The 24954-nt window shown below is 66.3% G+C and carries 24 protein-coding genes; 3 read left to right on the top strand and 21 right to left on the bottom strand.

The features are described from left to right. Positions 1 to 6 precede the first annotated feature (6 nt). The 18 genes from ESB00_RS11850 to ESB00_RS11765 all read right to left on the bottom strand — a co-directional run bounded on the left by ESB00_RS11850 (position 7) and on the right by ESB00_RS11765 (position 19119). The gene (locus tag ESB00_RS11850; protein WP_129047894.1) at positions 7 to 1461 is read right to left on the bottom strand and encodes a hypothetical protein; all 1455 of its coding nucleotides are present in this window, start codon (positions 1459 to 1461) and stop codon (positions 7 to 9) included. Positions 1462 to 1470: 9 nt separating this feature from the next. Next, positions 1471 to 2775: a glycosyltransferase gene (locus ESB00_RS11845; RefSeq protein ID WP_129047893.1), complete on the bottom strand. Its 1305-nt coding sequence runs from the start codon at positions 2773 to 2775 to the stop codon at positions 1471 to 1473. Further along, on the bottom strand, positions 2772 to 3827 hold the full coding sequence (locus ESB00_RS11840) for a glycosyltransferase (protein WP_129047892.1): 1056 nt from the start codon (positions 3825 to 3827) through the stop codon (positions 2772 to 2774). Before ESB00_RS11840 ends, ESB00_RS11845 begins: the two co-directional genes overlap by 4 nt. Then, on the bottom strand, positions 3827 to 5044 hold the full coding sequence (locus ESB00_RS11835; protein ID WP_129047891.1) for a glycosyltransferase: 1218 nt from the start codon (positions 5042 to 5044) through the stop codon (positions 3827 to 3829). The genes ESB00_RS11840 and ESB00_RS11835 overlap by 1 nt, the downstream gene beginning before the upstream one ends. Before the next feature lie 7 nt (positions 5045 to 5051). After that, positions 5052 to 6005 (bottom strand): glycosyltransferase family 2 protein, encoded by a 954-nt coding sequence (locus tag ESB00_RS11830; protein ID WP_129047890.1) that lies wholly within the window; start codon positions 6003 to 6005, stop codon positions 5052 to 5054. Continuing rightward, a complete protein-coding gene (locus tag ESB00_RS11825) occupies positions 6002 to 6946 on the bottom strand; it encodes a glycosyl transferase (RefSeq protein WP_129047889.1) in 945 nt (314 codons plus the stop codon). Before ESB00_RS11825 ends, ESB00_RS11830 begins: the two co-directional genes overlap by 4 nt. After that, positions 6943 to 7800: a glycosyltransferase family protein gene (locus ESB00_RS11820; protein ID WP_129047888.1), complete on the bottom strand. Its 858-nt coding sequence runs from the start codon at positions 7798 to 7800 to the stop codon at positions 6943 to 6945. Before ESB00_RS11820 ends, ESB00_RS11825 begins: the two co-directional genes overlap by 4 nt. After that, complete coding sequence (locus ESB00_RS11815) at positions 7797 to 8549, bottom strand: O-methyltransferase (RefSeq protein WP_129047887.1); 753 nt, start codon at positions 8547 to 8549, stop codon at positions 7797 to 7799. Before ESB00_RS11815 ends, ESB00_RS11820 begins: the two co-directional genes overlap by 4 nt. A 16-nt stretch (positions 8550 to 8565) precedes the next feature. Continuing rightward, a complete protein-coding gene (locus tag ESB00_RS11810; protein WP_129047886.1) occupies positions 8566 to 9519 on the bottom strand; it encodes a glycosyltransferase in 954 nt (317 codons plus the stop codon). Beyond that, complete coding sequence (locus ESB00_RS11805; protein WP_129047885.1) at positions 9519 to 10103, bottom strand: acyltransferase; 585 nt, start codon at positions 10101 to 10103, stop codon at positions 9519 to 9521. Before ESB00_RS11805 ends, ESB00_RS11810 begins: the two co-directional genes overlap by 1 nt. 11 nt (positions 10104 to 10114) lie before the next feature. Then, positions 10115 to 11275 carry a glycosyltransferase family 61 protein gene (locus tag ESB00_RS11800; protein WP_129047884.1) on the bottom strand — a complete coding sequence of 387 codons (1161 nt, stop codon included), beginning with the start codon at positions 11273 to 11275 and terminating at the stop codon, positions 10115 to 10117. 55 nt (positions 11276 to 11330) lie between these two features. Then, positions 11331 to 12377 (bottom strand): glycosyltransferase family 2 protein, encoded by a 1047-nt coding sequence (locus ESB00_RS11795; RefSeq protein WP_129047883.1) that lies wholly within the window; start codon positions 12375 to 12377, stop codon positions 11331 to 11333. Between the two features lie 25 nt (positions 12378 to 12402). Beyond that, positions 12403 to 13665 (bottom strand): ABC transporter ATP-binding protein, encoded by a 1263-nt coding sequence (locus ESB00_RS11790; protein ID WP_129047882.1) that lies wholly within the window; start codon positions 13663 to 13665, stop codon positions 12403 to 12405. 2 nt (positions 13666 to 13667) lie between these two features. After that, positions 13668 to 14498, bottom strand: a complete 831-nt coding sequence (locus tag ESB00_RS11785; RefSeq protein ID WP_129047881.1) for an ABC transporter permease — start codon at positions 14496 to 14498, stop codon at positions 13668 to 13670. 2 nt (positions 14499 to 14500) lie between these two features. Then, positions 14501 to 15619 carry a glycosyltransferase family 4 protein gene (locus tag ESB00_RS11780; protein ID WP_129047880.1) on the bottom strand — a complete coding sequence of 373 codons (1119 nt, stop codon included), beginning with the start codon at positions 15617 to 15619 and terminating at the stop codon, positions 14501 to 14503. A 198-nt stretch (positions 15620 to 15817) separates the two neighbouring features. Further along, entirely contained in the window at positions 15818 to 17713 is a 1896-nt protein-coding gene (gene asnB, locus ESB00_RS11775) for an asparagine synthase (glutamine-hydrolyzing) (RefSeq protein WP_129047879.1), read from the bottom strand. 145 nt (positions 17714 to 17858) lie between these two features. Next, a complete protein-coding gene (locus ESB00_RS11770; protein WP_129047878.1) occupies positions 17859 to 18272 on the bottom strand; it encodes a hypothetical protein in 414 nt (137 codons plus the stop codon). A 307-nt stretch (positions 18273 to 18579) separates the two neighbouring features. After that, on the bottom strand, positions 18580 to 19119 hold the full coding sequence (locus tag ESB00_RS11765; protein ID WP_129047877.1) for a DJ-1 family glyoxalase III: 540 nt from the start codon (positions 19117 to 19119) through the stop codon (positions 18580 to 18582). A gap of 174 nt (positions 19120 to 19293) precedes the next feature. Here ESB00_RS11765 and ESB00_RS11760 point away from each other — a divergent pair, with 174 nt between their 5' ends. Further along, positions 19294 to 20184, top strand: coding sequence for an NAD-dependent epimerase/dehydratase family protein (locus ESB00_RS11760; RefSeq protein WP_164976177.1), 891 nt, complete (start codon positions 19294 to 19296; stop codon positions 20182 to 20184). A gap of 366 nt (positions 20185 to 20550) precedes the next feature. On the opposite strand, the gene ESB00_RS11755 is transcribed toward ESB00_RS11760, so the two are convergent. The 3 genes from ESB00_RS11755 to ESB00_RS11745 form a co-directional block, all read right to left on the bottom strand. Next, on the bottom strand, positions 20551 to 21522 hold the full coding sequence (locus tag ESB00_RS11755; RefSeq protein ID WP_164976176.1) for an MBL fold metallo-hydrolase RNA specificity domain-containing protein: 972 nt from the start codon (positions 21520 to 21522) through the stop codon (positions 20551 to 20553). A gap of 157 nt (positions 21523 to 21679) precedes the next feature. Continuing rightward, on the bottom strand, positions 21680 to 22045 hold the full coding sequence (locus ESB00_RS11750; RefSeq protein ID WP_129047874.1) for a hypothetical protein: 366 nt from the start codon (positions 22043 to 22045) through the stop codon (positions 21680 to 21682). Positions 22046 to 22094: 49 nt separating this feature from the next. Beyond that, positions 22095 to 23234 carry an AI-2E family transporter gene (locus tag ESB00_RS11745; RefSeq protein WP_129047873.1) on the bottom strand — a complete coding sequence of 380 codons (1140 nt, stop codon included), beginning with the start codon at positions 23232 to 23234 and terminating at the stop codon, positions 22095 to 22097. 194 nt (positions 23235 to 23428) lie between these two features. On the opposite strand from ESB00_RS11745, the gene ESB00_RS11740 reads away from it, so the two are divergent. Beyond that, positions 23429 to 24346 carry a hypothetical protein gene (locus ESB00_RS11740; protein ID WP_129047872.1) on the top strand — a complete coding sequence of 306 codons (918 nt, stop codon included), beginning with the start codon at positions 23429 to 23431 and terminating at the stop codon, positions 24344 to 24346. A 179-nt stretch (positions 24347 to 24525) separates the two neighbouring features. Beyond that, positions 24526 to 24858 (top strand): PadR family transcriptional regulator, encoded by a 333-nt coding sequence (locus ESB00_RS11735; RefSeq protein ID WP_129047871.1) that lies wholly within the window; start codon positions 24526 to 24528, stop codon positions 24856 to 24858. Positions 24859 to 24954 lie beyond the last annotated feature (96 nt).

Genomic DNA, 24954 nt, shown 5'->3' with positions numbered 1-24954 from the left:
GCGAGGTCAGTTTCCGCCGAGAAGGTTCTTGATGAGGAACGGCACGCCCAGCACCACGACGAGCGCCTGCTGGAACGAGGAGATCCACGCCGCCATCGTGAGCTCGGAGTTGAAGGCCCATGCGGTCAGAAGCACCATCATCAGGCCGGCGAAGGAAAGCATCGGGCTGAAGGTGGACCAGATCTGGAGCTTCTTGAGCGTGAAGCCCCAGAACGTACCCAGCAGGATGGCGCCGAAAAGGCCGAAGTTGGCGTAAGCCTCGGCCAGCAGACCGAACGCGATGGTGGTGGTCTCGGTGTCCTCCTCGCGCTGGATGCCGTAGTAGATCGAGAGTTCGTAGGTGGCGATGTGGGACTTGGGTTTTTCCGGCCAGAAAAAGCGGGGAATGAGCTGGGGCAGGACGTGCCGGTAGGTGGAACCGTAGAGGTAATCCTGCCGCTGGGGCGTGTAGGAACCGATCAGGCAGAGGATGTGCATGAGCGAGGTGCGCTCGAGCAGGCGCCGGCTGGCGGCTTTTTTTTCCTCCGCCTTCTGGAGGCCGTATTCGAACCATTCGCCGTAGTAATCCGCCAGCTGCGTGAGGCCGGGCTGGGGCAGTTCGCCTTCCCAGTATTTTTCACGCATGCGCGACTTGCCGGTGTGCAGGACCGCCAGAATGGCGAAGGTCACGAGCATCACCACCCACGGGATGCGCTTGCCGCCCGACAGGTAGCCGAGCAGCGCGATGCCGACCTGGCTGATGGCGCCGATCAGCACGAGGCCCACGGACATGAAGATCATCTGCGGCACCAGCGAGCACACGAACAGGCTCTTTTCCCCCTGGGTCAGCTCGCCACGGCCCCAGCGCTGGGCGCTGATAAAGGTGCAGAGGATGCTCAGCCCGAAAAACACCGCGCGCAGCACGCTGCCCAGTGCCGGGGGAATCCAGTCGGTGAACACGCTGATGCCCACGTATAGCGCGGAGACCGGCAGGCCATAGATCACCGAGCGCTCAATGCCGGGGGACAGCAGGGATTCCGTCCAGAAGCTGCCGCGTCCCGGGTCGCCGCGCGTGACCCGGTAAACGACGTTGGCGCAAATCACGTAGAGGACCACCAGCCAGCCGGAGCGGGTGATGACCTCGTCACTGTAGTCGGCCATCTGCTCCCGCACGTTCAGCAGCGGCAGCGCATAGGAGTTGGCGCAAAGCAGCATGATCGTCTCAAAGACCGGGAAGCGGCTGCCCCCCGTCTTCGCCCAGAGCAGGCCGGGGAGCACGGAGAGGGTCAGGATGAGCAGCCCTTGGAAAACATGGAGGCTGTTTTCGGTGTTGGCCGTGTAGCCGAGGTAGCCGAGCGCCGCGGCGAGCAGCACGAGGCCGGTGGTGAACAGGCGCTTGCCGCGTTCGAGATGCTCGCCACCGAGCAGCGTGTAGTCCATCGCCTGCGTGGCGGGTTGGGAATCGCGGCTGATGTTTTCCATTTTAACGGCTCAGTCTGAACAGCCGATGACGCGGGAGAAAATCTCCAATTGGCGGCGGGCCACCGCCGCGGCCGAATGCCGGACCTCCAAGCGTGCGCGGTCCAGCGGTGGTGCGGGCAGGGGCCGGCCGGCGATGCAATGCTGCAGCAAACTGGTCAGCGCCGCGACGGCCTGATCGTCCGCGGTCGGTTGCGGCCGGTAGGTGACGAGGGCCGCACCGCCGAGTTCCTCGACGGCTCCGGCCAGAACGCTCCCGGTCGGTGCGATAGCCATCGTGGGGCGTCCGGCGAGCAGCGTCGGGTAGATTTTGGACGGCGAGTATCCCTGATCCTCGGAGCCCAGCACCAGCGCGACGTCGGTATCTATCAGCAGGCGCAGCGAATCCAGATAGCCGATCCGGGCCGGTTGCTCATGCACGAGGTCCGCGATGCCGTGGCGCTGCGCACAGGCGGTCCCGGTCGATTCCGCCCGGTCCGCTCCGGCGTAGGAGGTGCCGAAGAAATACAGTTCAACCGGACGCGTGGCGTCCCGGCAGCGCGCGACGGCGGCGAAGAGGACCTCGAGGGTGGGCAGCATGTCCGGTCCGAGGCGTCCGGCGTAGGCGATCCGCAGGGAGCGCTTGCCAGCGGGCAGCAACGCTCGCGTCGCATCGGGTCGGGCGCGCAACAGCGCGAAGTCCTCGTCCGGTGCGCCAAAGGTCAGCACACTGCCGCGGTCGGGCGTCCACCACGGATAACGGCGCGCCAGGTCGTCGAGGTAGCGGGCGGACACGCTGATAACGTGAGCACTGCGGCGCAAGGTCCAGCCTTCGAGCAGGCGCGCGCTGGCGTCGGCGAAGCGGTATTTCCAGCCGCCGGGCGGCGGGGGGGCGCCGGGCTGGCGGTAGTAGTCGTTCACCCATGGGTCCTGCAGGTCGATCACGTAAGGGAGGCCGTAGCTGCGGCGCCAGAGGCGCCCGAGCGGCATCGTCGTGAACTGCGTGGTGGAAAAATAAATCACCGACGGACGCCAGGTGCGGATGAGGCGGATGCCCGCGGTGGCGAGAAAGGGCAGCATCCGCCACGCGAGGTTGTTGAGACCGAAGAAACGCGTCCAACGCCGGCTGAGACAGGGCACCCGGATCACTCGCACGGAATCGGGCACGGTCTGCAGGAGGGCCGGTTCCAGCGGGGCCTGCGGCTCCCGGTCATCCGCCGTTAGCACGGTGACTTCCCACCCGGCCTTCACGAAATGCGGCAGGCTCATGCGCACGCGCTGCATGTCCGGTGCGTTGACCGGTGGAAAATGCGGACTGACGATCAGCAGGCGTTTCATGCGGACGGGCCGGCGGTCGCTCGGCCACAGGCTTCCTGGTAAAGTGCGAGGTAAAGGTCTGCGCAGCGGGCGAGACTGAAGCGCTGCTCCGCATCTGTCCGACAGGCGCGCCGATCGAGCGAGCCGAGCCGGGTGACGGCGGCGGCGCCTTCCTCCGCGTTTTGCACAAAGAAGCCGGTGGTGCCCGGACGGATGATTTCCGGGAGGGCGCCACGGGCGCAGCTGATGACGGGTGTGCCGGCGGCGAGCGCCTCGGCGAACACGATGCCGAAGGGCTCGTCCCACCGGATGGGCACGACGAGGGCGGCACAGCGGCCGAGCAGCCGGTTCTTCTCCAGGTCGCCGACTTCGCCGACCCACTCGATGCCGTCATGCCCCAGATGCGGGGCGACCTCGCGCTCGAAGAATTCCGCTTCAGGGCCTTCCGTGGCCCGGTTGCCGGCGATCAACAGCCGGCGGCCGCATCGTCGTGCAATGGCGATGGCCACGTCTGGTCCCTTGATCGACTCGACGCGGCTGAGGAATAGCAGCGGGGCGTCCGCGGGCACTTCGGCTTGGAAGTCAATGCGATCAATTTCCACGAAGTTCGGGATCGCGGTCCACTGGGTGCCCGGGGACCGGCCCTGGGCGCAGATAAACTCGCTGCAGCCCGTGAAAGTCAGTGAATCGCGGCGGGCCAGGCGCAGGGCGGGGCGGACCTGCCCGGGCGAAACATGGCGCTGGTAGGACATGATTTTGGGCCGGGCGGTCGGTTGAATCAGCGACAGGTAGGCAAGACGGGAATAACTGTGGACCAGATCCGGCTCAAATTCCCGCACCGCCTTCGCCAGCGCGAACGTGTTGCGCAGGGTGTCGAGCTTGCCGCTCACGTTGTCGCCCGGCCAAGGGAAGAAAGCATCCACCGGGCAAGTGGATCCGGCTTTCGCGACGAGACCGACCGTGTGGCCGCGACGGCGGAACTCGCGTGCCAGGGCGTCCACGATGCGCTCAATTCCGCCGTAGCCGGCGGGCGGCACCGGAATGATGGGATCGGCGGTGAGGAGGATGCGCATCAGTGGGCGAGCGCGGCGGACGCCAGCGCGGCGTAGCGGGCGGCCTGGGTTTCGTGCGCCAGGGTGGCGACGAAGGCGTTTCGGGCCGCCTTTCTCGCGGCGAGCAGGGAATCGGGATCGGCGGCGAGACGGTTCAGGGCGGACGCGAGGGCTTCCGCATTGCCAGCCGGGAAAATCACCCCGGCGCCCGGGGCGAGCGCGAGGCCTTCGCGGTGGCCGGCGGTATCGCTGGCCACGACCGCCAGACCGGACTGGAGGTAGTGGAAAAATTTGTTGGTGAGCGTGAGATTGCGGCTGGGGATGGTGCTTTCCTCCAGCGCGAGCCCGATGTCGTGGCGGGCGATGGCGGTTGCGAGCTGATCGTGCGACACCGTCGGGTGAAACTGAATCCGACTGCTCAATTCGGCGGGCAGACGGGCCAGCAGCTCGTTTTTGTAGGGCGAGCTGATTTCGCCGCGGAGGTGCAACATCCAATTGAAGGTCAAGCCGGGCAGAGCGGCCATCAGGCATTCGAGACCGCGCCCCGGGCCGATGACTTGCGAAAACCAATGCAACGCCACGGCGCGTCCGTTGGCCGAAGTGACTTCGGGCTCCGGTCCGGCGGGAAAGGTGTTGTAGATCACGGACGGGGCCGGCCCCTTGAATTGCGTGGCCAGCGCCTGGGCGAGGGCGCGCGAGGTCGTCGTGGCGTAGGGTGTCGCGCGCCCGAGCGTGGCTTCCAACTCGGCCAGACGCTCGACAGGCCGGCCGCGTTGCTGGTCGGTTGGCAGGTCACGCGAGAACCAATCCTCGTAATCGACACCGATCCGTTGGCCGCGCCGATGAAGTTCCGCGGCGATCGCGAGGCCGCCTTCCGAATGGACGATGGTGAGGTCGGCCGGATCCTGCAGGGCGTGACGCATCAGCGCACCCTGCGCGTAGCCCCAGACTTCGGAAGTCACCCGGCCGGTGAGCGCGAACCAGTCACGCGCGAGGCGATGACGAAGGCGGGCGACCAGCCAGCATGTCGCCTGACCCTTGGCGGTGAAATCGGCGACGGGCGCCCAACGCCAGGCACGTCCTTGCGCCAATTGGGCGTCGCGATCTGCGGAGACCGGATCGAAGCACACGCCGTGCACCGTGACCTCGTGCCCGGCCGCGGCGAGGGCATCGGCCTCCTTCTGCGGGCGCGGCGCGGTGCAGAGGTGGCGGGCTAGATAGATGCGGATGCGGGCCATCGGGCAATTAGCGGGGGCGACGTCCGATCAGGTGACGGACGCCAGCCGCGAAACGCCAGCCGGCGAGGCGGGCAAGCTTCTGGAATCCGGCCCCGCCGCCGGGCCGCAAGTCGGAGCCGCCCAGTTCGGCGACGCGTTGCTCCACCGCTTGGCGCAGGTCCCCGTGTTCGGGATAGAAACTGTAGATCAGTTTCTGGAGCATGTTGGCCGAGAGCCGGCGCGTCTCGCCCGAGTCCTCGACGGCGATCAGGTGTCCGATGGCGAGGTTGGTGGAGAGGATCGCGGATTCCCAGGCCCGGCGGCTTTTGTGACCGGAAAGGCTCCCGGGCAAACCCGAGCGATAAAGGAGCTTGGCGTCCGGGGTGAAAACCAGCCCGGATGAAGCGAGGGCCAGCCGGGTGAAGAATTCGAAGTCGTCGATCAGGGTCAGCCGCTCGTCCCATCCGCCGGACTTCTCCAAGAGCAGGCGCGGAATCAGAAATATGCCGCACTGATACATCGGCTCGGTGTCACGCCAGGTTTCCTTGATCCAGGCGAGTCCGTTGCCGTCGTGCCAGCCGGGGTGCGGGGTGAAGACCGCGCGCGAGTGGTCTTCGTGGAATCGCGCCCACGGGCCGAAGGCGAGTCCGCTTGGATTGCCGGCGAGTGCGGCGACCTGCGCGGACAGGGCGTCCGGCGAGAGCAGATCATCGGCGTCGAGGAACTTGATGAACGCACCGCGGGCCAGCTGGAAGCCATGGTTGCGGGCTGCGCTGGCGCCGCGGTTGGGCTGGTTCACCACAGTCACACCGCGACCGGTGAAGCGCTGCGCCACCGTCAGGCTGCCGTCGCGAGAACCGTCGTTCACCACGATGATCTCCCGGTGCGGCCAGGTCTGGGCCAGGGCCGATTCCACTGTTTCGGCCAGCCACGCCTCGGCATTGTGGCAGGGGATGATGAGGCTGACGAGTGGCGCCGTCATGGTTTCAACGCCCGCTGTGCTTCGCGCCAGCCGTGGCGGTAATACCAGCGTTTCGATTCGGCGACGTAGTGGTGCATGACGGCGCGGGGCTGCATGCCTTCCGCGCGGTCGGGCTTGGTGAGATAGTCGCCGGCCGGGGCGATGGCGCAGGGTTGGGTGCGTGCGACCAGCATCGCGACGAGGGCCTGTTCCAGGTAGTAGCTGGTTTTCTCCCGGGCGATGAGTTCGGCGCACCAGGCCTCGAGCTCGTTCCAGTCGAGCAACTCGCTGCGGAGGCCGCACAGACCCACGTTCACCAGCGGGGGAATCGGGGCGCCGGCCAGTTTTTCCAGCAAGCTGCGCGAGTAGCCGTAGCTCTCCGCGCAGTCCACCGCGTGCAGCGGGCGGTCCGGCGCAGCACACCAGGCGAGGAGGAAGTCCGGACGCCGGAAGAAGAGCAGGTCGGAATCAATCACGAGTTTCCAGCCGGTGGACCCGAGGTGCGGATCGGTCAGCTTGCGGATGTTCGGATAATTGCGCCACCGCTCGCGCAGCACGGGAAAACGCGACTCCGGCAGCAAGGCGTCGAGTTTGGCGCTGGTTTCGGCCATCGGATGAAAAACGACACCGGGACCAAGCCGGGCCAATTCTGAAAGCAGATCCTCGTCGAAACTGCCGTCGTCGTAAACGTGCGCCTCGATGGCCGCGCCGGAATGTCGGGCGAACGAGTGCAGGCAAAAGGCGGCCTGGTAGAGGAAGCGCTTGCCCGTGAGCAGGTGCAACGCGACCCGCGGGGCGTTGGCGGGTTGCGGCAGCTCCGGCAAGTGGCGGGCCGCCTCGATCATCAGCTGTCGTTGCCGCTCGGTCTCGCGCTCGGTGAGGGGACCACCGTTGCGCAACGAATCCTTCAGCCGGTTCATCGGCGTGTGGTAGAAGCGGAGCAAGAACTGGCCGGGGGTCATTCGGTTGGCTTGGTGCGGAGCCGGGTGAGACGTTGCTCTTCTTCGGTCCAATGCGACTTGAGCGTTCTTTGGGGGCGGAGCGCGGCGAACGGAACGCAAACGCCCCGGATCAACAGGCGAAATAACTGGGCGATCCAGGCACGATGACCGTGAAAAGCCGCGATTGGACCGAAGCCGGGCACGAAGGCGCGGGCGCCGGGCCGGCGGTTGAGATCCCGGGCCAGTGCCGGCAGGTCGCTCCGGCCGTGCAGCAGCCGCACGGCCCACATGGTGTAGTTCGGGGTGATGGTGATGAAGTGAAACTCACTGGGCAGCGGTGCGATCCTCACGCCGGCCCGGAAGGCCGCCCGGCGGAAGGCCGGCTGGTCGGTGACAAAGCCGTTGCTCGCATGCAGCGTCTCGTAGTCAGCCTTCCAGGTTCGGAAAAATTCCTCGGCTGCGGGACCGCGCCGGAAGGCGATCACCCCGGTGTTGTATTCGGGGAAGGCGGCGGGCACTTCCGGCAGCGTGTAGTGCCAGCCGCGCAAGGTTTCAGGGGCGGCTGCCAGATCGAAACGGTCGAGCAGAATGAACAGGTCGGAGAGGTCGCCACAGACATGGGTGTCGGTGTCCAGAAACACACAGCGCTCGAAAGGCGCCTCCCAGGCGAGGAGCTTGTCGATGGGCTGGTGGCGCACCTCCGTGCGGACGATAACAGTGGTGAAGAGGCCGGCGGTTGCCTCATCCGGCGGCAAATCCGTGACCAGGGCCACGGCGGCGTCCGGCATGCTCGCGCGCAGGCTGCGGGCGGAGCGGCAGGCTTCGGCGACGTAGCGCGCGCCCGTGGCGACATAGACGAAGCCGGAGGTGCTCATGCGCGGGGCAGCAGCACCGTCAGCCCGTTGCTGCGTTCGGTGGCGAAGGTGTGGACATGGAAGCGGTCCAGGCTTTCCCGCACGGCGCGACGCACACCTGGCGCGGACAGCGAATCGTGGAGCACCAGGCAGCCGCCGGGAGCGAGCCGGGCGCGATAGAGGGCGATTTCCTCCAGCGTCGGCTGGTATTCGTGGGAGGTGTCGATGAAGACGACATCTGCTTCCGCGGGCAGCTGGCGGAGCACGTCGGGCGAGGTTGACATGCCCTGCAACGGCGTGCCCAGCTCCGCGAGGCCGAGCCGCCTCAGGTTGGCAGTCGTCTGATCGAGAAAGCGCTGGTCGTAGTCGAGGTAGTGAATGTGACCGGTGCCCGCCTGCTGCATGCCATGGGCCATGTGGATGGTGGACCAGCCGGTGAAGCAGCCCAGCTCGATGACCTTGCGGGCGCGCTTTGCATGGACCAGACGCCCGAGAAATTGGGAGACACTGGGCTCGGACGACCAGCCTTCGGTGTAGGCCGAGTCGGTCCGGTTGAAGGGGGTCGGGTCGAAGGTGGGAAATTCCAGCAGGGGCTGCCGGTCAGGGGAAAGCTTGGCCAGCAGGGAGAACGGCTCCGTGTCGCCGCAAACATCGGTGATGCCCATGCCGTGGTCCCGCATGATGTCGCCGAGATCGCCATAGACGAACCGTTTGGTGAGCGCGATCCGGAGGAGACGAAGCCGGGTGGATAGGTTGCTTTGCAGCGACATGGCGGGGAGGAGCGGGTCAGCTGGAAACAGCGGGTGATTTAACGCGACCGTCGAAGTGGCCGCAGGCACCCTGCCAGCGAATGTAGGGCGCGTTGCGGCTCCAGGCGCGATGGCTGAACCAGGCCTTCAGTTTGCGCAGGCTGGCGTCCATGGGACTGAGCGGGGCAAACGGATTGGCCCCGTGAAGCGAAAGCACCCGCATCCACGATTGTTGGATGGCACGGTTAAGTCGCGCAAGGTAGTCGGGCGTCGTGCGCCCCGGTGGGATGAGGTGGGTGAGGCGCAGGGTCGGAAAGTAGCCCGCTTCCCAGCCGGCTTTCATGGCGCAGAGGACGATGTCGTTGTCGCCCCCGGAAGTCAGCTCGGTGCCGCGCCGGTCGGAGAGTTGGTGGCGGGTGGGCGACTTGAGCCAAGCTTCCCAGGCCGCTCGCCGGATCGCCATGCCGGCGCCGATGGGTGCGAAGCCGGGATAGGCGTGGTGGCTGGCGCCGGCGGGACGGAGTCCGCTTGAAATCAGCGGTTGGTCGCCGAGATCGCGCAGGGCGAGCAGGCCGTGAAATTCGGCGGTCCAGTCGGCGGGTGGGGATTCGAACTCCGGTTGCGACTTGCCGCCGAGCACGCCAACGCGCGGATGCTCGGAGAACAGCGCGACCACTTGGGCGAGATAATCCGGGGCCAGCACGTTGTCATCGTCCACCAGCACGGCGAAATCCCCGCGGGCCTCGGTGAAACCTCGAACACGGGCGTGGGTCAGTCCGGCGACTGGCTCGCGGAGGATTCGCAATCCGGCCGGGGCCGTTTCCACCAGGGCTTCCGCTGCGACCGCCGGTGACGAGGCGTTGTCCACCAGCAGGCACTCCCATTCGGACGCGGCCAAGCTCTGCGCGCGCAGTCCGGTGAGCGTGCGGTGCAGCCGTCCCGGATGGGGGTTGTGCGCCGGGACGACCACCGTGAGCCGTGGGTTGGGCATCAGGTCTGGGCGGAGCTGCCGTCGCGGAACCGACGGACCTCGGCGGGACTGCCGTAGGCGATGGCGCCGGGCGGCAAATCGCGGGTCACGACCGAGCCGGCGCCAACCACACAACCGTCACCGATGGTCACACCGCCGAGCACGGTCACCGCGGCGCCGAGCCAGACATCGCGGCCGATCTTGGTCGGGAGCAACAGGTCGGGCTGGGAACGGATGGGCGTGCCGGCCGGCGGAACGGTGTGGTTGGAGGAGAGGATCCGGCAATGCATCGAGACGAGGGTTTCGTCGCCGATCTCGACGCCGCCGTGACCGTAGATGACGGCGCCGGGTCCGATGAAGACATCACGGCCGACGGAGATGCGACCGCCGTAGGGATGGAGCAGCACGCCGTGTTGCAGCCGGGTGCCTTCGCCGAGTTCGATGATCCCGCGGCGTCCGGGCGCCGGTCCGAGCGCGACCTCGCAGTTCCGGCCGAGGGTGACGGCCGCCGCGGATTTTACGCCGCTCAACGAGGCCAGCCACGCGCGCCAGCGCCCGCAAAGGTGGCTGCCGTGGTGAAACAGTGACTGCAGTTGCCGGGTCATGGGATGGGGGTTCAGGCGAAATGAGGCTGCAACCAGCGGACATCGGACTCCTTCTGAAAATCAATCTGCACGGCGCAATGCCTGAGTCCGGCGACCTGCGCGAGGCGGGAGTAGAAGGTGTTCGCCCCGGGGGCGGAGGTCTCGCAGAACTCCCAGACCTGCGTGCCGGCGGGAGCAAAGACCAGGCCCGCGAGTCCGGCGCCGTGCGGGCCCGCGATGACTCGGGCCGTGCGCATCAGGCCGATCTGTTCCGCGGGGGAAAGATCCTGCAGGACCACGGTTTCAAAACCGGGGAGCTGGGCCAGCAGCGCCGATTCCCAGCGCAGGTCGCGCTCGGAGGCGCCGCGTCGGGAAATCCAGAGCCGCCGGTTGGCCGCGGGCCCCGTTTCTCCGCGAGGCCAGAGCGAGTGCAGGTGTCGGAGCACGGCCGGGGTGGCGTAGTGGTGTCCGGTCAAAGGGCCGGTGAAGAGCAGCTGGTCGCAACGGTAGTGGCCGAGATCGCCCAGCCAGCGCAGCTTCGCGGCGGGGATGCCGGCATGGATCAGCCAGCGTTCGGCGAATCCACCGGCCCTGCCGTTGACGATAAAGTGATCGATGGAATCCCACCACGGCCGGCACAGGGCGAGTTTGGGCAGGCACTCGAGCAGAAAGTGGTAGAACGATTCGATCGAGAGCACCCCCAGCACGAGGCCGACTCCGGGCAGGGTCTCCGCCCGGGGGAAACGCGGCGCAGCAAACAACGGATGATGGGAAACCGGCGTGTCCCACTGCCTGATGCTTTCCTCCACCGCCACCCGGGTCTCGGGGCAATAAACGACGCAGTCGTTCCCGGCCACTGCTCCCGGGCACAGGCTGAATATCGTGGCGGCCGGCCCCGGGGCGATCCCCGCGCTGGCGGTCGGCGGGTGGGTCACGGACAACGCGCGGACCGTCCCATCGGGAGCGAGGACGCGGAACGGTTCAAACGCACAGGACTCACCCGCGGCTTGGCTGATGATGCCGGTGAGGCGTTCGGGTTGTGACAGGCTGCGGCGCTGGCCCGGGTGCTGGCGCCGGAGGTGCCAGGCAAAGGGCTCGATCACGCCGGACGGACCGGCTCCGAAGCACCGGGTGGCAAGGCGACGGGCCGCCTGGCTGGCGGTTTCGATCGGACCTTGCGGCTTGGATTTCATCGCGGGGAAGGCGAAAGGATGGGCGGGGCGGGGTTGGCGGGGCAAGCTTCGGCGATTACGCGGCGCGGGCCGGTCCCGGGGTTCCGCGCAGGCTGCGTTTGATCTTGCGGGCCAGCAGGGGCAACAGGCGCCGTGCCAGCGCCGCGGGTTCCGGCAGTGAGCGCCAGATGAACTTCGCTAGCAGGCCCGGGCGGATGGTTGGCCCGCTTTCCAAAAACCAGAACCGGTGCAGATCACCCGTCCATTGTCCGATCCAGCGCCGGTGCATCAGGCTCAGGTGGTCGGGTGCCACGCCCAGTTGCCGCCAGCGGGCACGGAGTTCGTGGCAGCGGTAGAAGAAATCAAACCACCGAGGCCGGGCCCATTCTTGCGCGCCCAGGCTCGCGAAGGCCAGCGGGCGCCCGCAGTAGAACACGGGGCGGCGCTGCGCCGCGTTGAACAGGAGCACGAGGTGCGGAAAGGTGTCTTCCAAAGTGTCGAAGAGCGCCGCCTGCTGCAACGGTTCGTTGGGCAACCGGATCTCGCGCCAGCGTCGGGTGCGGGTGACGTGGCCGACCACATGGCTGGGAAACTGAAAATTCCCCTCGGTCGCCTCCAGGACCCGCGCGATCGAGTCCTGCCGGACGAGCCGCCGGTCCGGACAGGCGAGGCTTTCCTCCGGCGGTTCATAGCCGGGATCATTCTCCGTGCGCAGCCGGCAGCATTCCTCATAGCTGCCGTGCGTGTAGTTCAGCACGAAGTGGTCGAGGTCCGGATTCTTCCCGAGCAGTTCCAGCAGCAACGGTAGACTGCCGGGCAGGATCAGATCGTCGTCGCCAATGACCCAGAAGAACTCGCCCGAGGCGTATTCGCGCGGTGTGGTCACGATGTTCGCGTTGCCGGAAATGCCGACCGACCGGCGCACCGCCCGGAAGTTCGCTTCGCCCGCCCACCGGGCCACCACCGCGGGCGTGCGGTCGGTGGAGGCATTGTCCACCACCACCACCTCGATCCGCTCGATGTAGGGCCGGCGCGTTTCCATGAGATGGGCCAGCGCCGGCTCCAGCACGTCAGCCCGGTTGTAGGTGGGGATGCAGATGGAGAGCAGCGGAGCCGTGGGCATGGCGGAGACGGACGGCGGGCGGCACCTAGGCGGACGACGGGGTGGGGGGCAGCGGGACGGACTGCCAGCGCAGCTGAGGGCGAACGCAGCCGTTGATCACTCCGCCGTATTCCTCGCGGCCGACCCCGGTCTCATGCACGGTGAAGGAAACAGCGTCGCGCACCTGGACCTGGATGTTGGTCACATCCGTCAGGAGGATGATGCTGACCTGGTAGAGCCCGTCGTTGAGCAGGTTGCCGGGCAGCGTGACCCGGTGGCGGTAGGCGCCGGGATCGAGTTCCGCGCTGGCCGGGCCCGAGCAGAGCACCCAGACACCCTGTTTGTCGAACAGGTGGATGCTCGTGGACACCCGGCGACGCGCGCCCGTCACGGCAAAGTCAAACTCGACGACCGCATCCTGATCGATCGGAACCTCCGCCGCGGTGCGCCCGGCCACGGTGACGCGCGCGGCGTGCAGCCGCATCCGCTCGTTGCCGGCCACCGGGTCGTCCTCCCGCCAGGTGGCCTCTCCCGCGTGGTGGGCTGCGGCCTGGATGTAGGCGTTGACGCCCGCCGAGGTCGTGCCGTCGGTGAGAACCCGGCCCTCGCCCAGCATGATGACACGCGAACACAGGTTGGCGATCACGCCCATGTTATGGCTGACAAACAGCACGGTGCGGCCGCCGCCCTGGGCGACCTCCTGCATCTTGCCGAGGCACTTTTTCTGGAACTGGGCGTCGCCCACGGCGAGGACCTCGTCGATGATGAGGATCTCGGGTTCGAGGTGGGCGGCGACGGCGAAGGCTAGGCGCACATACATGCCGCTGGAGTAGCGTTTCACCGGCGTGTCGAGGAATCGCTCGATCTCGGCAAAGGCCACGATCTCGTCGAACTTCCGCGTGATTTCGGCCCGCGACATGCCGAGGATGGCGCCGTTGAGGAAGATGTTCTCCCGGCCGCTCAGGTCGGGATGGAAGCCGGTGCCGACTTCGAGCAGCGAGGCGATCCGGCCGCGGAGCCGGACCGAGCCGGCCGTGGGCTCGGTGATGCGGGAGAGCACCTTCAGGAGCGTGGATTTGCCGGCGCCATTGCGGCCGATGATGCCGACCACCTCGCCCGGTTGCACGGCGAAGGAGACGTCGCGCAACGCCCAGAACTCCTCGGTCTCGAAGCCCGTGCCCCAGCGGAAACGACGCCAGAGCTTGCGCGCCGTGTGGTGGAGCGTGTCGCGCAGGCTGTCGTGCCGCGACTCATGCTGGATCACGTAACGCTTGCTCAGACCGGAAACTTCAATGGCGGGCGAGGGCATGCTCAGATGATGTCCGCGAACTGGCGCTCGGTTTTGCGAAAATACCAGAGCCCGGTCACGAGCAGGATGGCGGCCACGACCACCGAGGAGGCGAGGCCGGGCAGATAGAGTTCGGTGCGACCGCCGAGCAGGCTCCAGCGCACCCCGTCCACGACGCCGGCCAGCGGGTTGAGCGCCAGCAGGTCGCGCCAGTTGGGCAGGTGGTCGGTGCGGAAGCCGACGGGCGTCACAAACATGCCGATCTGCAGGATGAACGGGGTGATGAAGCGGAAGTCCCGGAACTTGACGGTGAGCGCGGCGATCCAGAGACCGGCGCCGAGTGCAATCAACAGCCCCAGCAGCAAAAACAGCGGAAGCAGAAGCAGCTGCCACGCAGGGTAGATGCCGAATCCGGCCATCACCGTGAGGGTCAGCACCAGCATGATGCCAAAATCTATCAGGGCCACGGCCAGCGACGAGAGCGGCACGACCAGCCGCGGAAAATAGACCTTCGAGATGAGATGTGAGTTGCCGACGAGGCTGTTGCCCGCGCCGTTGAAGGCCGAGGTGAACAATTGCCACGGCAGCAGGCCGGCGAGCACGATGAGCGGGTAGGGCAGGCCGCCGTCGGGCATCTTGGCCAGTTTGCCGAAGACGAAGGTAAGCAGCACGGTCTGCACCACGGGCTGGATGACCGCCCAGGCAATGCCGAGCGCCGCCTGCTTGTAACGCACCTTGATGTCGCGCCACGCGAGGAAGCCGAGGAGTTCACGGTAGCGCCAGAGGTCGGACCAGTAGTGCCGCGATGAGCGGCCGGCTTCGAGCACGAGTTCGGGTGTTGGCGGTTGGGACATCGTCAGGCGAGGACGGCGGCGAGGCGCTGGGCGAACACGGGAAAAGCAAACGCGGCGGCGTGCCGGCGCACAATCTCCGAATCACGGGGCGAGCGCACCAGTTCGTCCACGGCGGCGGCGATCTCGGGAATGTTGCCGTATTCGACCAGCCGGCCGACGGTGTCGTTGACGACCTCCGGGGCGCCGCCGGCCCGGGCGGCGAGGCAGGGTTTGCCGTGAATCATGGCCTCCAGGTAAACGAGCCCGAAACCCTCGCGGCGGCTGGGCAGGGCGAACAGGTCGCAGGCCGTGTATTCGAGGCGCAGGGCGTCGTCCTCAACGGGGCCGAGGAAGTCCACCGAGCCTTGCACGCCGAGGCGCTGGGCGAGCGCGGTGAGGCGCGGTTGGTCGTCGCCCGTCCCGACGATGCGCAGGCGGGCGGCGGGGTATTCGCGACGGATGGCCGGCAGCGCTTCGATGAGCGTGTCGAAGCCCTTGTAGGCGTCGGCGGCGGAGAGGCGTCCGACCGTGAGGATGCGGGGCAGCGCGAAGGGAACGGCGTCCCGTTGCGGCGTGCTCGCCGCCCGGGATGCGTCCGCAGAACTCGCGCCCCATGCGTCGCGATTCTGCGGCGCAAAGTGCGGGTCGAGCGTGTTGGGCACGACGACGAGTCGCTCGGGCGAGAGCGCCGGGAGGAAGCGCAGCAATTGGCGGCGGGTGTATTCGCTGACGCAGAGGATGCGGTGGGCACCGAGCAGTGCGCGACGCTCCAATGCGGAATAAGGACGCCAGACCTCGATACCATGGGCCACGAGGCAGTAGCGCAGGCGCGAGTTGAACCGCTGCGCTAGCCATGCGATGGGCAGGTGGTGCAGGTGCGCGCACACGAGGAGGTCGGCCCGCTTGGCCAACCGCAGGGTCTGGCGCACGAAGGCGAGCTTGCGTCGGTCGCAGCCGATGCGTTCGCCCAGACGTGCGTTGGCGTAGCGGGCCAGCCGCACTTCCGGGCCGGGGCGATCATTCAGGACGACTGAGTCCACATGCGCGGCGGTCTCGCACAGCGCCTTCAGGTAAAGCCGCATGATGCGCGCGATCCCGCCCTCGTGCAGGAAAAGCTCCGGGGACATGAGGAGGACGTTCATGCCGATGCAGAAAAGCGATTGGCCACAAAAAGCACAAAAAACGCAAAAAGCGGAGTGACGTTCCGGGGGCTCGACCGCACTCGCGTCGGAAACTGACTGAGCACGTATTGCGCAAAGACTCCTCCAAGCTTGTGGACCGAAAGTCTCCTTTTTGCGCTTCTTGTGCTTTTTGTGGCCATTCCTTCCGAGGGATTGCTCCTATTCCGGCTTCCGATTCGCAAACGCCACCAGCATCGCCACGGTCCACACCCGCGACCAGGCCCGCGGATCATTTTTCGTGGTGTAGTCTCGCCAGAGGGTGGCCACGGCGCCGGCATCAAGCCACGGGCAGCGGGCGAGCGACGCGGGAGAAAAGGTTTCCTCCAGGAACGGCCGCAGTTCGGCGAGCATCCAACGGGCGAAGGGCAGGGTGAAGCCCTGCTTGGGGCGGTTGCGCACGGCGGCGGGCACGAGGTCGGAGGTGGCGTCGGCGAGGGCGCGCTTGAGCCGGCGAGGGTCATATTTGAACCACGTCGCCTGCGGCCAGAGCCACTCAAGCAGCACGCGGTCCACGAAGGGCACGCGCAGTTCCAGCGAGTGCGCCATGCTGAAGACGTCGCTGTCGCGTAGGAGCGTGTCGGCCATGTAGGTCCGCAGCTCCCAGCCGCTGATGATCTGAAACGGATCGGCGCCGGACAGCTCAAACGCGTAGTCGTCGAGCATCGGGTGGTTCGGACCGAGCCGCCCGGCCTGCACGCGGGCGTCGGGGGCGAGGAGGGCAAGGCGCTGCGTCTCGGGCAGCACGCGGCGCTGGAGCGAGGCGAGTTCGTGCAGGTCGCGGGCGTGCGCGAGGAAATCGGCGAGCTTGCGGGCGCGCGCCGAGGGACGCGCCTGCAATTGAGCGAGGATCGTTCGACGCACGCCGCCGGGCAGGCGCCGCCACCACGGCAGCAGGGCGTTCAACCGGGGCAGATCGCGGAACGACGGGTAGCCGCCGAACAACTCGTCGCCGCCGAGGCCGGACAACGCGACGGTCACGCCGCCGGCCTTGGCGAGGCGGCTGGCGTAGTAGGTGTTGATCCCGTCACCGGTCGGCTGGTCGAAGCTCGCGAGGAGGTGCGGCAGGTCGGCGGCGACGCGGGCGCCGGTGAGCAGGTCCTCGGTGTGCTCGGTGCCGAAGGCCTGGGCCGAGGCGCGCGCCGCGGCCTGCTCGGAGTAACCGGCTTCGCCGAACACGAGGGAAAAGGTCTTCAGCTTCGGGCCGCCGAGGCGCGTCATGAGCCCGACGACGGCGGTGGAGTCCAGGCCGCCGGAGAGAAAAGCGCCGACCGGCACGTCGGCTACGCGGTGCGCGCGGATGGTGTCCTCAAGCTGGTGCCGCAGTCCGTGGACGAAGTCGTGGTAGTTGCGTGCGGCGCGTCCGGGCTGGACCGGGGCGGGCAGGTGCCACCAGGCCTGCGTGCGGACATTGCCGCTCGCGTCGAGCGTGAGGGCGTGGCCGGGCGGCAGGTTGGCGGTGCCGCGGTAGATCGTGCGCGGGGCGGGCACGCCGAACCACGCGAGGTATTCGCCGGCGGAGGCGGGATCGATCTCGCGCGGCACCTGGCCGCTGGCGAGCAAGGCGCTGAGCTCGGACGCAAACGCGAGGCCGCCGCCGGGCAGGCGCGCGTAGTAAAGCGGCTTGATGCCAAGCGGATCGCGGGCGACGAACAGCGTGCGCTCGCGGGCGTCCCATGCGGCGAAGGCGAACATCCCGCGCAACCGCGGCAGACAGGCCGCGCCGTGGTGCGCGTAGGCGGCGAGCAGGACCTCGGTGTCGCAGTGCGTGCGGAAGGTCCAGCCGGCCGCCTCCAGCTCCGCGCGCAGCTCGCGGTGGTTGTAGATCGCGCCGTTGAAGACGAGCGTGACGCGCCCGTCGGGCGTCGTCATCGGCTGGTGTCCGTTGGCCGGGTCGAAGATGGCCAGCCGGCACATGCCGAGCGTCACGTCGCCGCCGGAGAATAAGCCGCGATCGTCCGGCCCGCGGTGCGCCGACCTCTGCACCATGCGCCCGACCGCCGCCTCGCGCTCAGCGGGCGACAGTTTTGGAGAGAACAGTCCGGCTATGCCGCACATGGTGGGTTAGCCACGGATTTCACGGATGGACACGGATCGCCGAGGGGATTGGCCACAAAAAGCACAAGAAGCGCAAAAGGAGAGAAGAGTAGCTACAAGCCCGTGGGATTCTAGCGTTGGCTCTGGCCTTCGTTGGCTTCTTTTTTCATACGCGTGCGACGGCGGTGATGATGTCAGCCGGGAGTGGACCGTCGACGCCAGAAACCAAGATGATCTCTTCATCTTCAGGGTGCTCGATAAGCTGCAACGGAACGTGATCGCGAACTCGGTAACGACGAATGCCGTGAGCCTCGCACAACTCTTCGCTAATCGTGACAATTACTTTCGATGTGCTGGCGTATCGCTGCGCAACTGACCACTCGCTGGTGCATGATATCCCGCGGGTTGGATATTTGCTATTCCATTGATGCTCTCGAACAGCGTGTTCTTCCAGCTCGCCCAGCGTGAACGGGAGGACGAGCGGTAGACGGGGATGTGCTAAAAACGGCGCTTGGCTCTTCGGAAGGAGGATATTTCCGGCTTTGATTTCAGCCTCACGTAGTGCGCGAAAGAGGGGCATTTTCGGCCAAGGTTATTTATGGCACTGTCGGTGGCTCAATCAAATGTGGGTATGTTTGAGCGAGAGAATGTAACCGAAAATCAACTCTGGTCCGAGGGTAGGGTGGGCGAGGGCTTGTTGAGTCAGCCGAGAAAATCTTTTTCGGATGCATTAGGTAGCTTCGGGACAGCTTCGCCGCATCACTTCCTAGGGCAGAAGGTGACCCGGGGTGCGCGTTGGCGGGGTAGGTCCAAACGGAGGCCTTTGCGGGCCGTGCGCAGCCAACAGCAACCCCTCGGGGGTAGCAATGCCGTTTTAACGCAAAGCCTTAGAAGCAAATGGCTTTGCTTATATCGGCAGCTTTCTCGGGGCTAGTAAGCAATGCCACCAGATGCAGGCCGAAATCCACGGCTGTGCCGGCGCCGCGGGAGGTCGTGATTTTGCCGTCGGTGATGACCTTCTCGTGGGCGAGGATGGCGGGGAGTTCGGTGGCCACGGAGAAATGGGCGGTGTAGCGGCGTCCGGCCAGCAGGCCGCAGTCGTGCAGCACGGCGGGCGCGGCGCAGATGGCGGCGAGCCAGCGGCCGGCGGCGTGTTGTTTCAGCACGAGGTCGCGCACGCGCGGGTCGGCGCGCAGGTGCTTCACGCCCGTGCCGCCGGGCAGGAAGACCAGGTCGAAGTCGCGGCCGAGGACGGCGGCCAGCGTGGTGTCGGCGTGGGCGGTGATGCCGCTGCGTCCGGTGACGTGGATGCCCTCGGCGAGAGCGGCGGTGGTGACCTCGACGCCGGCGCGGCGCAGAAGGTCAACGGGAGCAAAGGCCTCGATTTCCTCGAAACCTTCCGCAAGCGGGACAAGCACGGTGGGCATAGGGAGAAGTATCAAGTATCAGGTAACAAGTAGCAAGAGGAGGGAGGAGAAGTAACTGGGATCAGGTGACCAGTATCAGGAACGGAAACAGGCTGGCCGCGGACATCAGCGCAGATCGGGCATCTCTTCTTGATACTTGTTACTTCCACCTTGTTACTTCCCGCCATGATTTCCATGGCAGGCAAACGTCTCGTGATCCTCGGCTGCGGTTACGTCGGCTCGGCTGTGGCCAAGGCGGCGTTGGCGGCGGGGGCGCGGGTGGAGGCGTTGACGCGGAACCCAGAGAAAGCCGCGGCGCTACGGGCCACGGGGTTGTCGCAGGTCGTGGTCGCCGAGCTGGGTTCGCTTCAGTGGCACGCGCAGATCGCCCCGGCGCCGGATTTTGTCGTGAACTGCGTGAGTTCGGGCGGACCGGACCAGTATTGGCAGTCCTATGTCGTGGGCATGCAGTCCATCGTGAGCTGGGCGACGAAGAACGGGCCCGTTGGCACGATGGTCTATACGAGCAGCACGTCGGTCTATCCGCAGGGCGACGGCGCGGTCGTGGACGAAACCGCCTGGGCACCGGGCGCGACGCCGAACGGCCGCACCATCAGCGAATCCGAGGTGTTGCTGAAGACGGCACCAACCACGGCGATACAGCGGCATTTCATTTTGCGGCTGGCGGGCATCTATGGTCCGGGGCGGCATCATCTGCTCGACCAGCTGCGCACGGGCACGGAGACCCTCAACGGCTCGGGCGAGCATCGCCTCAACCTCGCGCACCGCGACGACATCGTGGCCGCGATCATCGCGTGCCTGAGCGCGCCGGAGAGCGTGGGCACGGAGATTTTCAACGTGGCCGACACCGCACCTGCGACGCGCGCGGAAGTGGTCGCGTGGTTGTGCACGCAGCTCGGGCGTCCGGTCCCGGCCTTCGACGGCACGACGACCGCCCGCCGAGGCGGTGCGCCGATGCCGGACCGGATCATTTCCAGTGCGAAGATTCAGCAGGTGCTTGGCTGGAGGCCGCTGCATTCCGACTTTCGGACGGGCTTCGGAGCGATTCTGAAGGGCGAGGGCTGAATGTTGCCCACGGAATACACGGAAAACACGGAACGAAGAAGGGAAGGGGATTTGTAGGGGCGCGCCTTGGGCGCGCCCGTTTGGACAGGGCCGGGGGGGCGCCGGCTCCACGCCATCAGACACCCCTTATGGCACACTTATAAGAGTTGTAGCCGCGCTGTAAGCTACAGGCGAATGCGTGGTCAGGGGGAAGACCTCTTTGTCGCTGCGCTACATAGCGGCTACACCACAATTTAAACTGCTCTAGCTTCAGACTGGCATGGCGAGGATCCCGCGTCCGCGGGAGACGAAGCAATCCAGCTGGATCGCCACGGCCCGCGATGCGGGCCTCGCGATGACAAAAACCTAAAAGCTAGGGGCCTCTGGTCACACGAGGCCGAGGTCCAGCTGGTTTTGCTGGCCGAGCGCCCAGGCTTCGATACCGCGCGCGCGCAGGGTGGCGGCGAACTCCTTGGCGAAGCCGTGCACGGTATAGACGACCTTCGGCTGCACGCGCTCGACGAAGGCCAGCAGATCGGGGTAGTCGGCGTGGTCGGAGAGCGGGAAGGCCGCATCGCAGCCGAACTGGTATTTCGCGCTGCTGTCGAGGGCCCAGCCGGAGGCGATGGCGGTGCGCTTGGGGTTGATCCACGTCATGGGCTCAGTGGCGCCGGTCATGGGCGGGGCGATGATGACGTACCCGGCGTAGTGGTGGGGGTCGAGCTGGGCGTAGCGGGGGAGCTTCATGCCAAGCTCGGTGTAGCGCTGCGTCATGCGATAACCGTGCGGGTGGATCATCACGGGCAACCCGGCCCGGCCGACGATCTGCAGCAGCTCCTGCGTCTTGCCGAGGCCATAGGCGTAGAGCACGGGGGCGACATTGTCCTCGAGTGCCTGCCGGCAGAAGGCGACGATGTCGGCCTCGATCTGCGCGTCGGGTGGGAAGTCATATTTCGGCAGCCCGAAGGTGGTCTCCATGATCACCACGTCGGCGACCACGGGCTGGCAGGGCTCGGCGGCGAGACTGGGGCGGAGCTTGAAATCCCCCGTGTAGAGCAACGTGCCGTGCTCGCTGCGTGCTTCGAGCATCGCGGAGCCGAAGATGTGGCCGGCCGGGTGAAGGCGGAATTCACAGCCGAAGTCCGCCACCCACGGCTGGCCGTAGTCGAGGATGGTTTCCTGGCGTTTGCCGGACAGGCGCAGCCGCATGAGGCTGGCGGTCGCGCACGTGGCCACGATCTCACGGTGGGCGCCGATGTGGTCGGAGTGGGCGTGGGAGATGAAGGAGCGGTGCTGGGCCTTCTGCGCGTCGAGCCACCAGCCGATCTGCGGCAGGTGGAGTCCGTTCTGTTGGCGCACGTCCCAAGGCATGACTCCAGCAAGCGCGCGGAGGACGGCGAAGTCAAAGTCGGGTCGCGTGACTCCTGACAGCGGTGCGTCAGGAGTCACGCGCCCTGACCACGCTTTCGTTCCGCGTTCGCGGAACTCAAGCGCGGCGACCTCCTTTGAAACCGCTTTAGCGCTCGATGCCCGGTGCCAGCGGGATCAGCCAGTAGGTTTCGCCGCGGTATTCCCACGGCTTCGCGCCGGCCGGACGGTCATGGGGCAGCTTGCGCTGGCGCGGGAGGCCGGGTGCATCGTAACGGGGGCCCGGCTGGGCCGGAGAAAGGGCCGGGGGCTGGGTGGTGCTGAAGAAAACAGGCGGAGCCTCGGCGAGCTTCGGGGGGTTGATCGTCTGGCCGGAAAGGGTGGAGGAGACGACGGGCTGTTTCGCCTCCTCGACGGTCCGGTCCCACGCGCGGGCGATCTCGGCGGGGTGTTTCAACTCGGCGGCGGAAGCGGCCACGGCCGCGCAGCAAACGGGGAGGAACAGGCGTTTCATGGGACGGGGTGTGCTTGGTCTCCGACAGGCAACCGGCCCGGGAGTTCGCTCAGTCGGCGAAATACTTCTTCCGGGCCAGGCGCCAGGCGGTCACGAAGAACGCGGTGAGCGGCACGGCCAGCAGCATGCCGAGCACGCCGCCGAAGGCGTGACCCCAGAAGAATACGGCGAAGATGATGGCCACCGGATGCAGGCCGGTCTGCTGGCCCATGATGCGGGGCGTCAGCAGCCAGCCCTCGAGGAGCTGCACGGCAACGAAGACACCGAGGCAGACCGCCACCAAACCGAGACCGCCGTCCTGTTGCAGGAGCGCGAGCGGAATCACCACGCTGAGGCCGAGGATGGACCCGAGGTAGGGCACGATGTTGAGGAGGCCGACAAGCAGACCCAGCGCGAGGCCGAAGCGCAGGCCGCCGAAGGAGAACCCGATGGCCAGCAACACGCCCATGATCAGCCCGATCAGGATCTGGCCGCGGAAGAAAGCCACGATGATGCCGAGGAACTCCCGGATCAGGAACAGCACGTCCTCGCGCTGGGCCGGTTTGAGGAAGGTCAGGTGCTCGGGCAGCTGCTTGACCGGGTCGTTGGTCCCCGACAGCAGGAAAAAGAAGAGATAGACGGGGATGATGGCGAGCGAAGCCACCAGGCCGAAGAAGCCGAAGATGCCCGCGCCCGCCTGCTTGAGCGACGGGGCGAACTGCGCGAAGAGGTCCTGCGCCTGCTGGGTGAGGGTGTCGAGCATGCCCTTGATGGCCGGGTTTTCCAGGTAACGGCGGGCGATCTGCAGCCACTCGGGGAAATGCTGTTCACCCCATTTCAGCGTATTCTGCCAGAGCACCGGCAGGTAGGCGATGAAGTCCACGACCTGTGAGATCACCGCCGGGGCGAAGGCCAGCAGCACGCCGCAAACGGCGAGCACAAAGAGGGCATACAGCAAGATGACCGCACTCAGGCGCCGGAGCTTCAGGCGGAGCTGAAACAGGGTCACCACCGGACGGAGGATCAGGGCGAGGATGCCGGCGGTGGCGATGGGCCAGATGACGCCCGAAAACTCCCCGAGGAACCGGCCCAGCATGACGATGACCAGGCCCAACAGCCCGAAAATCGCCACCACGGCGCCGAAGGCGAGGGCGAAGCCCACCAGCTTGCGTTGGGCAGGGGAGAGCAGCGAGGTGTCAGCTTCGGCCATGGCGGGAGGGAAACGGCCGGGCTCCGCGCAGGCAAGCATGCAGCGCAACCGATGCGCAGGATTCCGGCTTCCCGCGCGACCGGTCATCCTGTGTCTTAAGCAAAACAAACGGTCCTTTGGCCGGTCATGGAAGTATTCCGATCGCCCGGTGTCTAATTAGGCATTAACCTCCCCACGATACGCTTTGTTTCCCCATGAACGCCTTTCTCCTTCTGTCCGCTCCGGTCTGCTATCGCCGGCTTGTTTCCGTCCTGCTCGGTCTGCTGCTCCCAGCCGGCTCGCTGCTCGCCGGCAAGAATGACGCCATCGCCATCTGCTCCACCGCGGCTCCGGGCTATGTCCGGCCGCTCGACGAGAAGGGCAAGCCGGTGCCCGAGACCTACGTCTTCATGGAGGGCATTCACCTCGAGGGGGGCACGCGGGACCGGAGCGAGGAACGGATGACCTACGAGGAGATCACCCGCACCTTGGCCGTCAACCTGGCGCGGCAGAATTACTTTCCCACCCGCGATGTTTCCGCCGCCCAAGCGCTTATCCGCGTGTATTGGGGCACGACGCAGATCTATGAGGACCCTCAGCGGGATCAAAACCTCGCGGCGCTCAACAGCGCGATGGCCAATGCGCAGTCCCAGATGGAGAGCGGTGGGCAGGTGGATACGACCGAATTGAAGCAGGCGATCAACGACAATGCCCTGGCGGCGGACGGGGTGGAGGGAGCCATCGAGCGCAACGCGCGTCTGCTCGGCTACAAGCGCAGCCTGCTGAAGGAGGAGAAGAACATGATGGCCAGTGTCGCCGAGCAGACCATGCGCATGGAATTGTCGGAGGAGCGGTACTTCGTCGTCCTGATGGCCTACGACTTCCAGTTCATGAAGCGCGAGAAGAAGCCGAAGCTGCTCTGGGTTACGCGGCTGAGCATCCGCACCCCGGGCAACAATTTCACCGAGGCGCTGCCGGCGCTCGCGGTCGCCGGCGCGGAGGTTTACGGCCGCAACCTCGACGGTCTCGAGCGCATCAAGGTGCGCGACCTGCCCGGCGGCGAGGTGATCCTCGGTGACCTCAAGGTGATCGGGGTCGAGGAGAAGCCGGTCGAGAAGAAGGCGGAGAAGTGATTCGGCCTCCAAGTCACTAAGAGGTGGAACCATCGCTCCGCGCAGGTTTTCCGAACCAGCCCGCGCGGAGCGCGGACTCCACCGGTAGTGCGATTGCTCCGGCAATTCACGATTCTCCATCTCTCCCCTTGACAATCTAGGGGAGGACGGGCTCTCTCCTAGAAAATCTAGGAAAGACCATGCCGCAAAACAAAGCCGACCTCCTGCAGGGCACCCTCGACCTGCTCATCCTCAAATCGCTCCAGAACGAACCGATGCACGGCTTCGGCATCTCGCTCCGGATCCAGCAAATGTCGAAGGAGATGCTGACGGTGGAGCAGGGCTCCCTCTATCCGGCGCTCTACCGGCTGGAGGACCAGGGCTGGATCAAGTCGGAGTGGGGCGTCTCGGAGAACAACCGGAAGGCCAAGTTCTACACGCTGACGACCTCGGGTCGGAAGCAGCTCGCGACCGAGGAGCAAAGCTGGGCAAAGCTCTCTCTCGCGATCAACCACGTGCTCGGGAACGCCTGAGGCTTCGGAATTTTCACCACCAAGACACAGAGGCACCAAGGAAACCCCTGATTCGAACTTAGTGCCTTCGTGGTTCAAAATCGTCTGATTAGTTTC

The sequence above is a fragment of the Oleiharenicola lentus genome (genome assembly GCF_004118375.1).
GTDB lineage: Bacteria > Verrucomicrobiota > Verrucomicrobiia > Opitutales > Opitutaceae > Lacunisphaera > Lacunisphaera lenta.
Note: the sequence above shows the minus strand (reverse complement) of the source record. Positions and strands in the feature narration are given on the sequence as shown.

Excerpts from the sequence above, each read along its gene's own strand:
- ESB00_RS11850 (WP_129047894.1), bottom strand. The coding sequence starts at position 1,461 with ATGGAAAACATCAGCCGCGATTCCCAACCCGCCACGCAGGCGATGGAC.
- ESB00_RS11845 (WP_129047893.1), bottom strand. The coding sequence starts at position 2,775 with ATGAAACGCCTGCTGATCGTCAGTCCGCATTTTCCACCGGTCAACGCA.
- ESB00_RS11840 (WP_129047892.1), bottom strand. The coding sequence starts at position 3,827 with ATGCGCATCCTCCTCACCGCCGATCCCATCATTCCGGTGCCGCCCGCC.
- ESB00_RS11835 (WP_129047891.1), bottom strand. The coding sequence starts at position 5,044 with ATGGCCCGCATCCGCATCTATCTAGCCCGCCACCTCTGCACCGCGCCG.
- ESB00_RS11830 (WP_129047890.1), bottom strand. The coding sequence starts at position 6,005 with ATGACGGCGCCACTCGTCAGCCTCATCATCCCCTGCCACAATGCCGAG.
- ESB00_RS11825 (WP_129047889.1), bottom strand. The coding sequence starts at position 6,946 with ATGACCCCCGGCCAGTTCTTGCTCCGCTTCTACCACACGCCGATGAAC.
- ESB00_RS11820 (WP_129047888.1), bottom strand. The coding sequence starts at position 7,800 with ATGAGCACCTCCGGCTTCGTCTATGTCGCCACGGGCGCGCGCTACGTC.
- ESB00_RS11815 (WP_129047887.1), bottom strand. The coding sequence starts at position 8,549 with ATGTCGCTGCAAAGCAACCTATCCACCCGGCTTCGTCTCCTCCGGATC.
- ESB00_RS11810 (WP_129047886.1), bottom strand. The coding sequence starts at position 9,519 with ATGCCCAACCCACGGCTCACGGTGGTCGTCCCGGCGCACAACCCCCAT.
- ESB00_RS11805 (WP_129047885.1), bottom strand. The coding sequence starts at position 10,103 with ATGACCCGGCAACTGCAGTCACTGTTTCACCACGGCAGCCACCTTTGC.
- ESB00_RS11800 (WP_129047884.1), bottom strand. The coding sequence starts at position 11,275 with ATGAAATCCAAGCCGCAAGGTCCGATCGAAACCGCCAGCCAGGCGGCC.
- ESB00_RS11795 (WP_129047883.1), bottom strand. The coding sequence starts at position 12,377 with ATGCCCACGGCTCCGCTGCTCTCCATCTGCATCCCCACCTACAACCGG.
- ESB00_RS11790 (WP_129047882.1), bottom strand. The coding sequence starts at position 13,665 with ATGCCCTCGCCCGCCATTGAAGTTTCCGGTCTGAGCAAGCGTTACGTG.
- ESB00_RS11785 (WP_129047881.1), bottom strand. The coding sequence starts at position 14,498 with ATGTCCCAACCGCCAACACCCGAACTCGTGCTCGAAGCCGGCCGCTCA.
- ESB00_RS11780 (WP_129047880.1), bottom strand. The coding sequence starts at position 15,619 with ATGAACGTCCTCCTCATGTCCCCGGAGCTTTTCCTGCACGAGGGCGGG.
- asnB (WP_129047879.1), bottom strand. The coding sequence starts at position 17,713 with ATGTGCGGCATAGCCGGACTGTTCTCTCCAAAACTGTCGCCCGCTGAG.
- ESB00_RS11770 (WP_129047878.1), bottom strand. The coding sequence starts at position 18,272 with ATGCCCCTCTTTCGCGCACTACGTGAGGCTGAAATCAAAGCCGGAAAT.
- ESB00_RS11765 (WP_129047877.1), bottom strand. The coding sequence starts at position 19,119 with ATGCCCACCGTGCTTGTCCCGCTTGCGGAAGGTTTCGAGGAAATCGAG.
- ESB00_RS11760 (WP_164976177.1), top strand. The coding sequence starts at position 19,294 with ATGGCAGGCAAACGTCTCGTGATCCTCGGCTGCGGTTACGTCGGCTCG.
- ESB00_RS11750 (WP_129047874.1), bottom strand. The coding sequence starts at position 22,045 with ATGAAACGCCTGTTCCTCCCCGTTTGCTGCGCGGCCGTGGCCGCTTCC.
- ESB00_RS11745 (WP_129047873.1), bottom strand. The coding sequence starts at position 23,234 with ATGGCCGAAGCTGACACCTCGCTGCTCTCCCCTGCCCAACGCAAGCTG.
- ESB00_RS11740 (WP_129047872.1), top strand. The coding sequence starts at position 23,429 with ATGAACGCCTTTCTCCTTCTGTCCGCTCCGGTCTGCTATCGCCGGCTT.
- ESB00_RS11735 (WP_129047871.1), top strand. The coding sequence starts at position 24,526 with ATGCCGCAAAACAAAGCCGACCTCCTGCAGGGCACCCTCGACCTGCTC.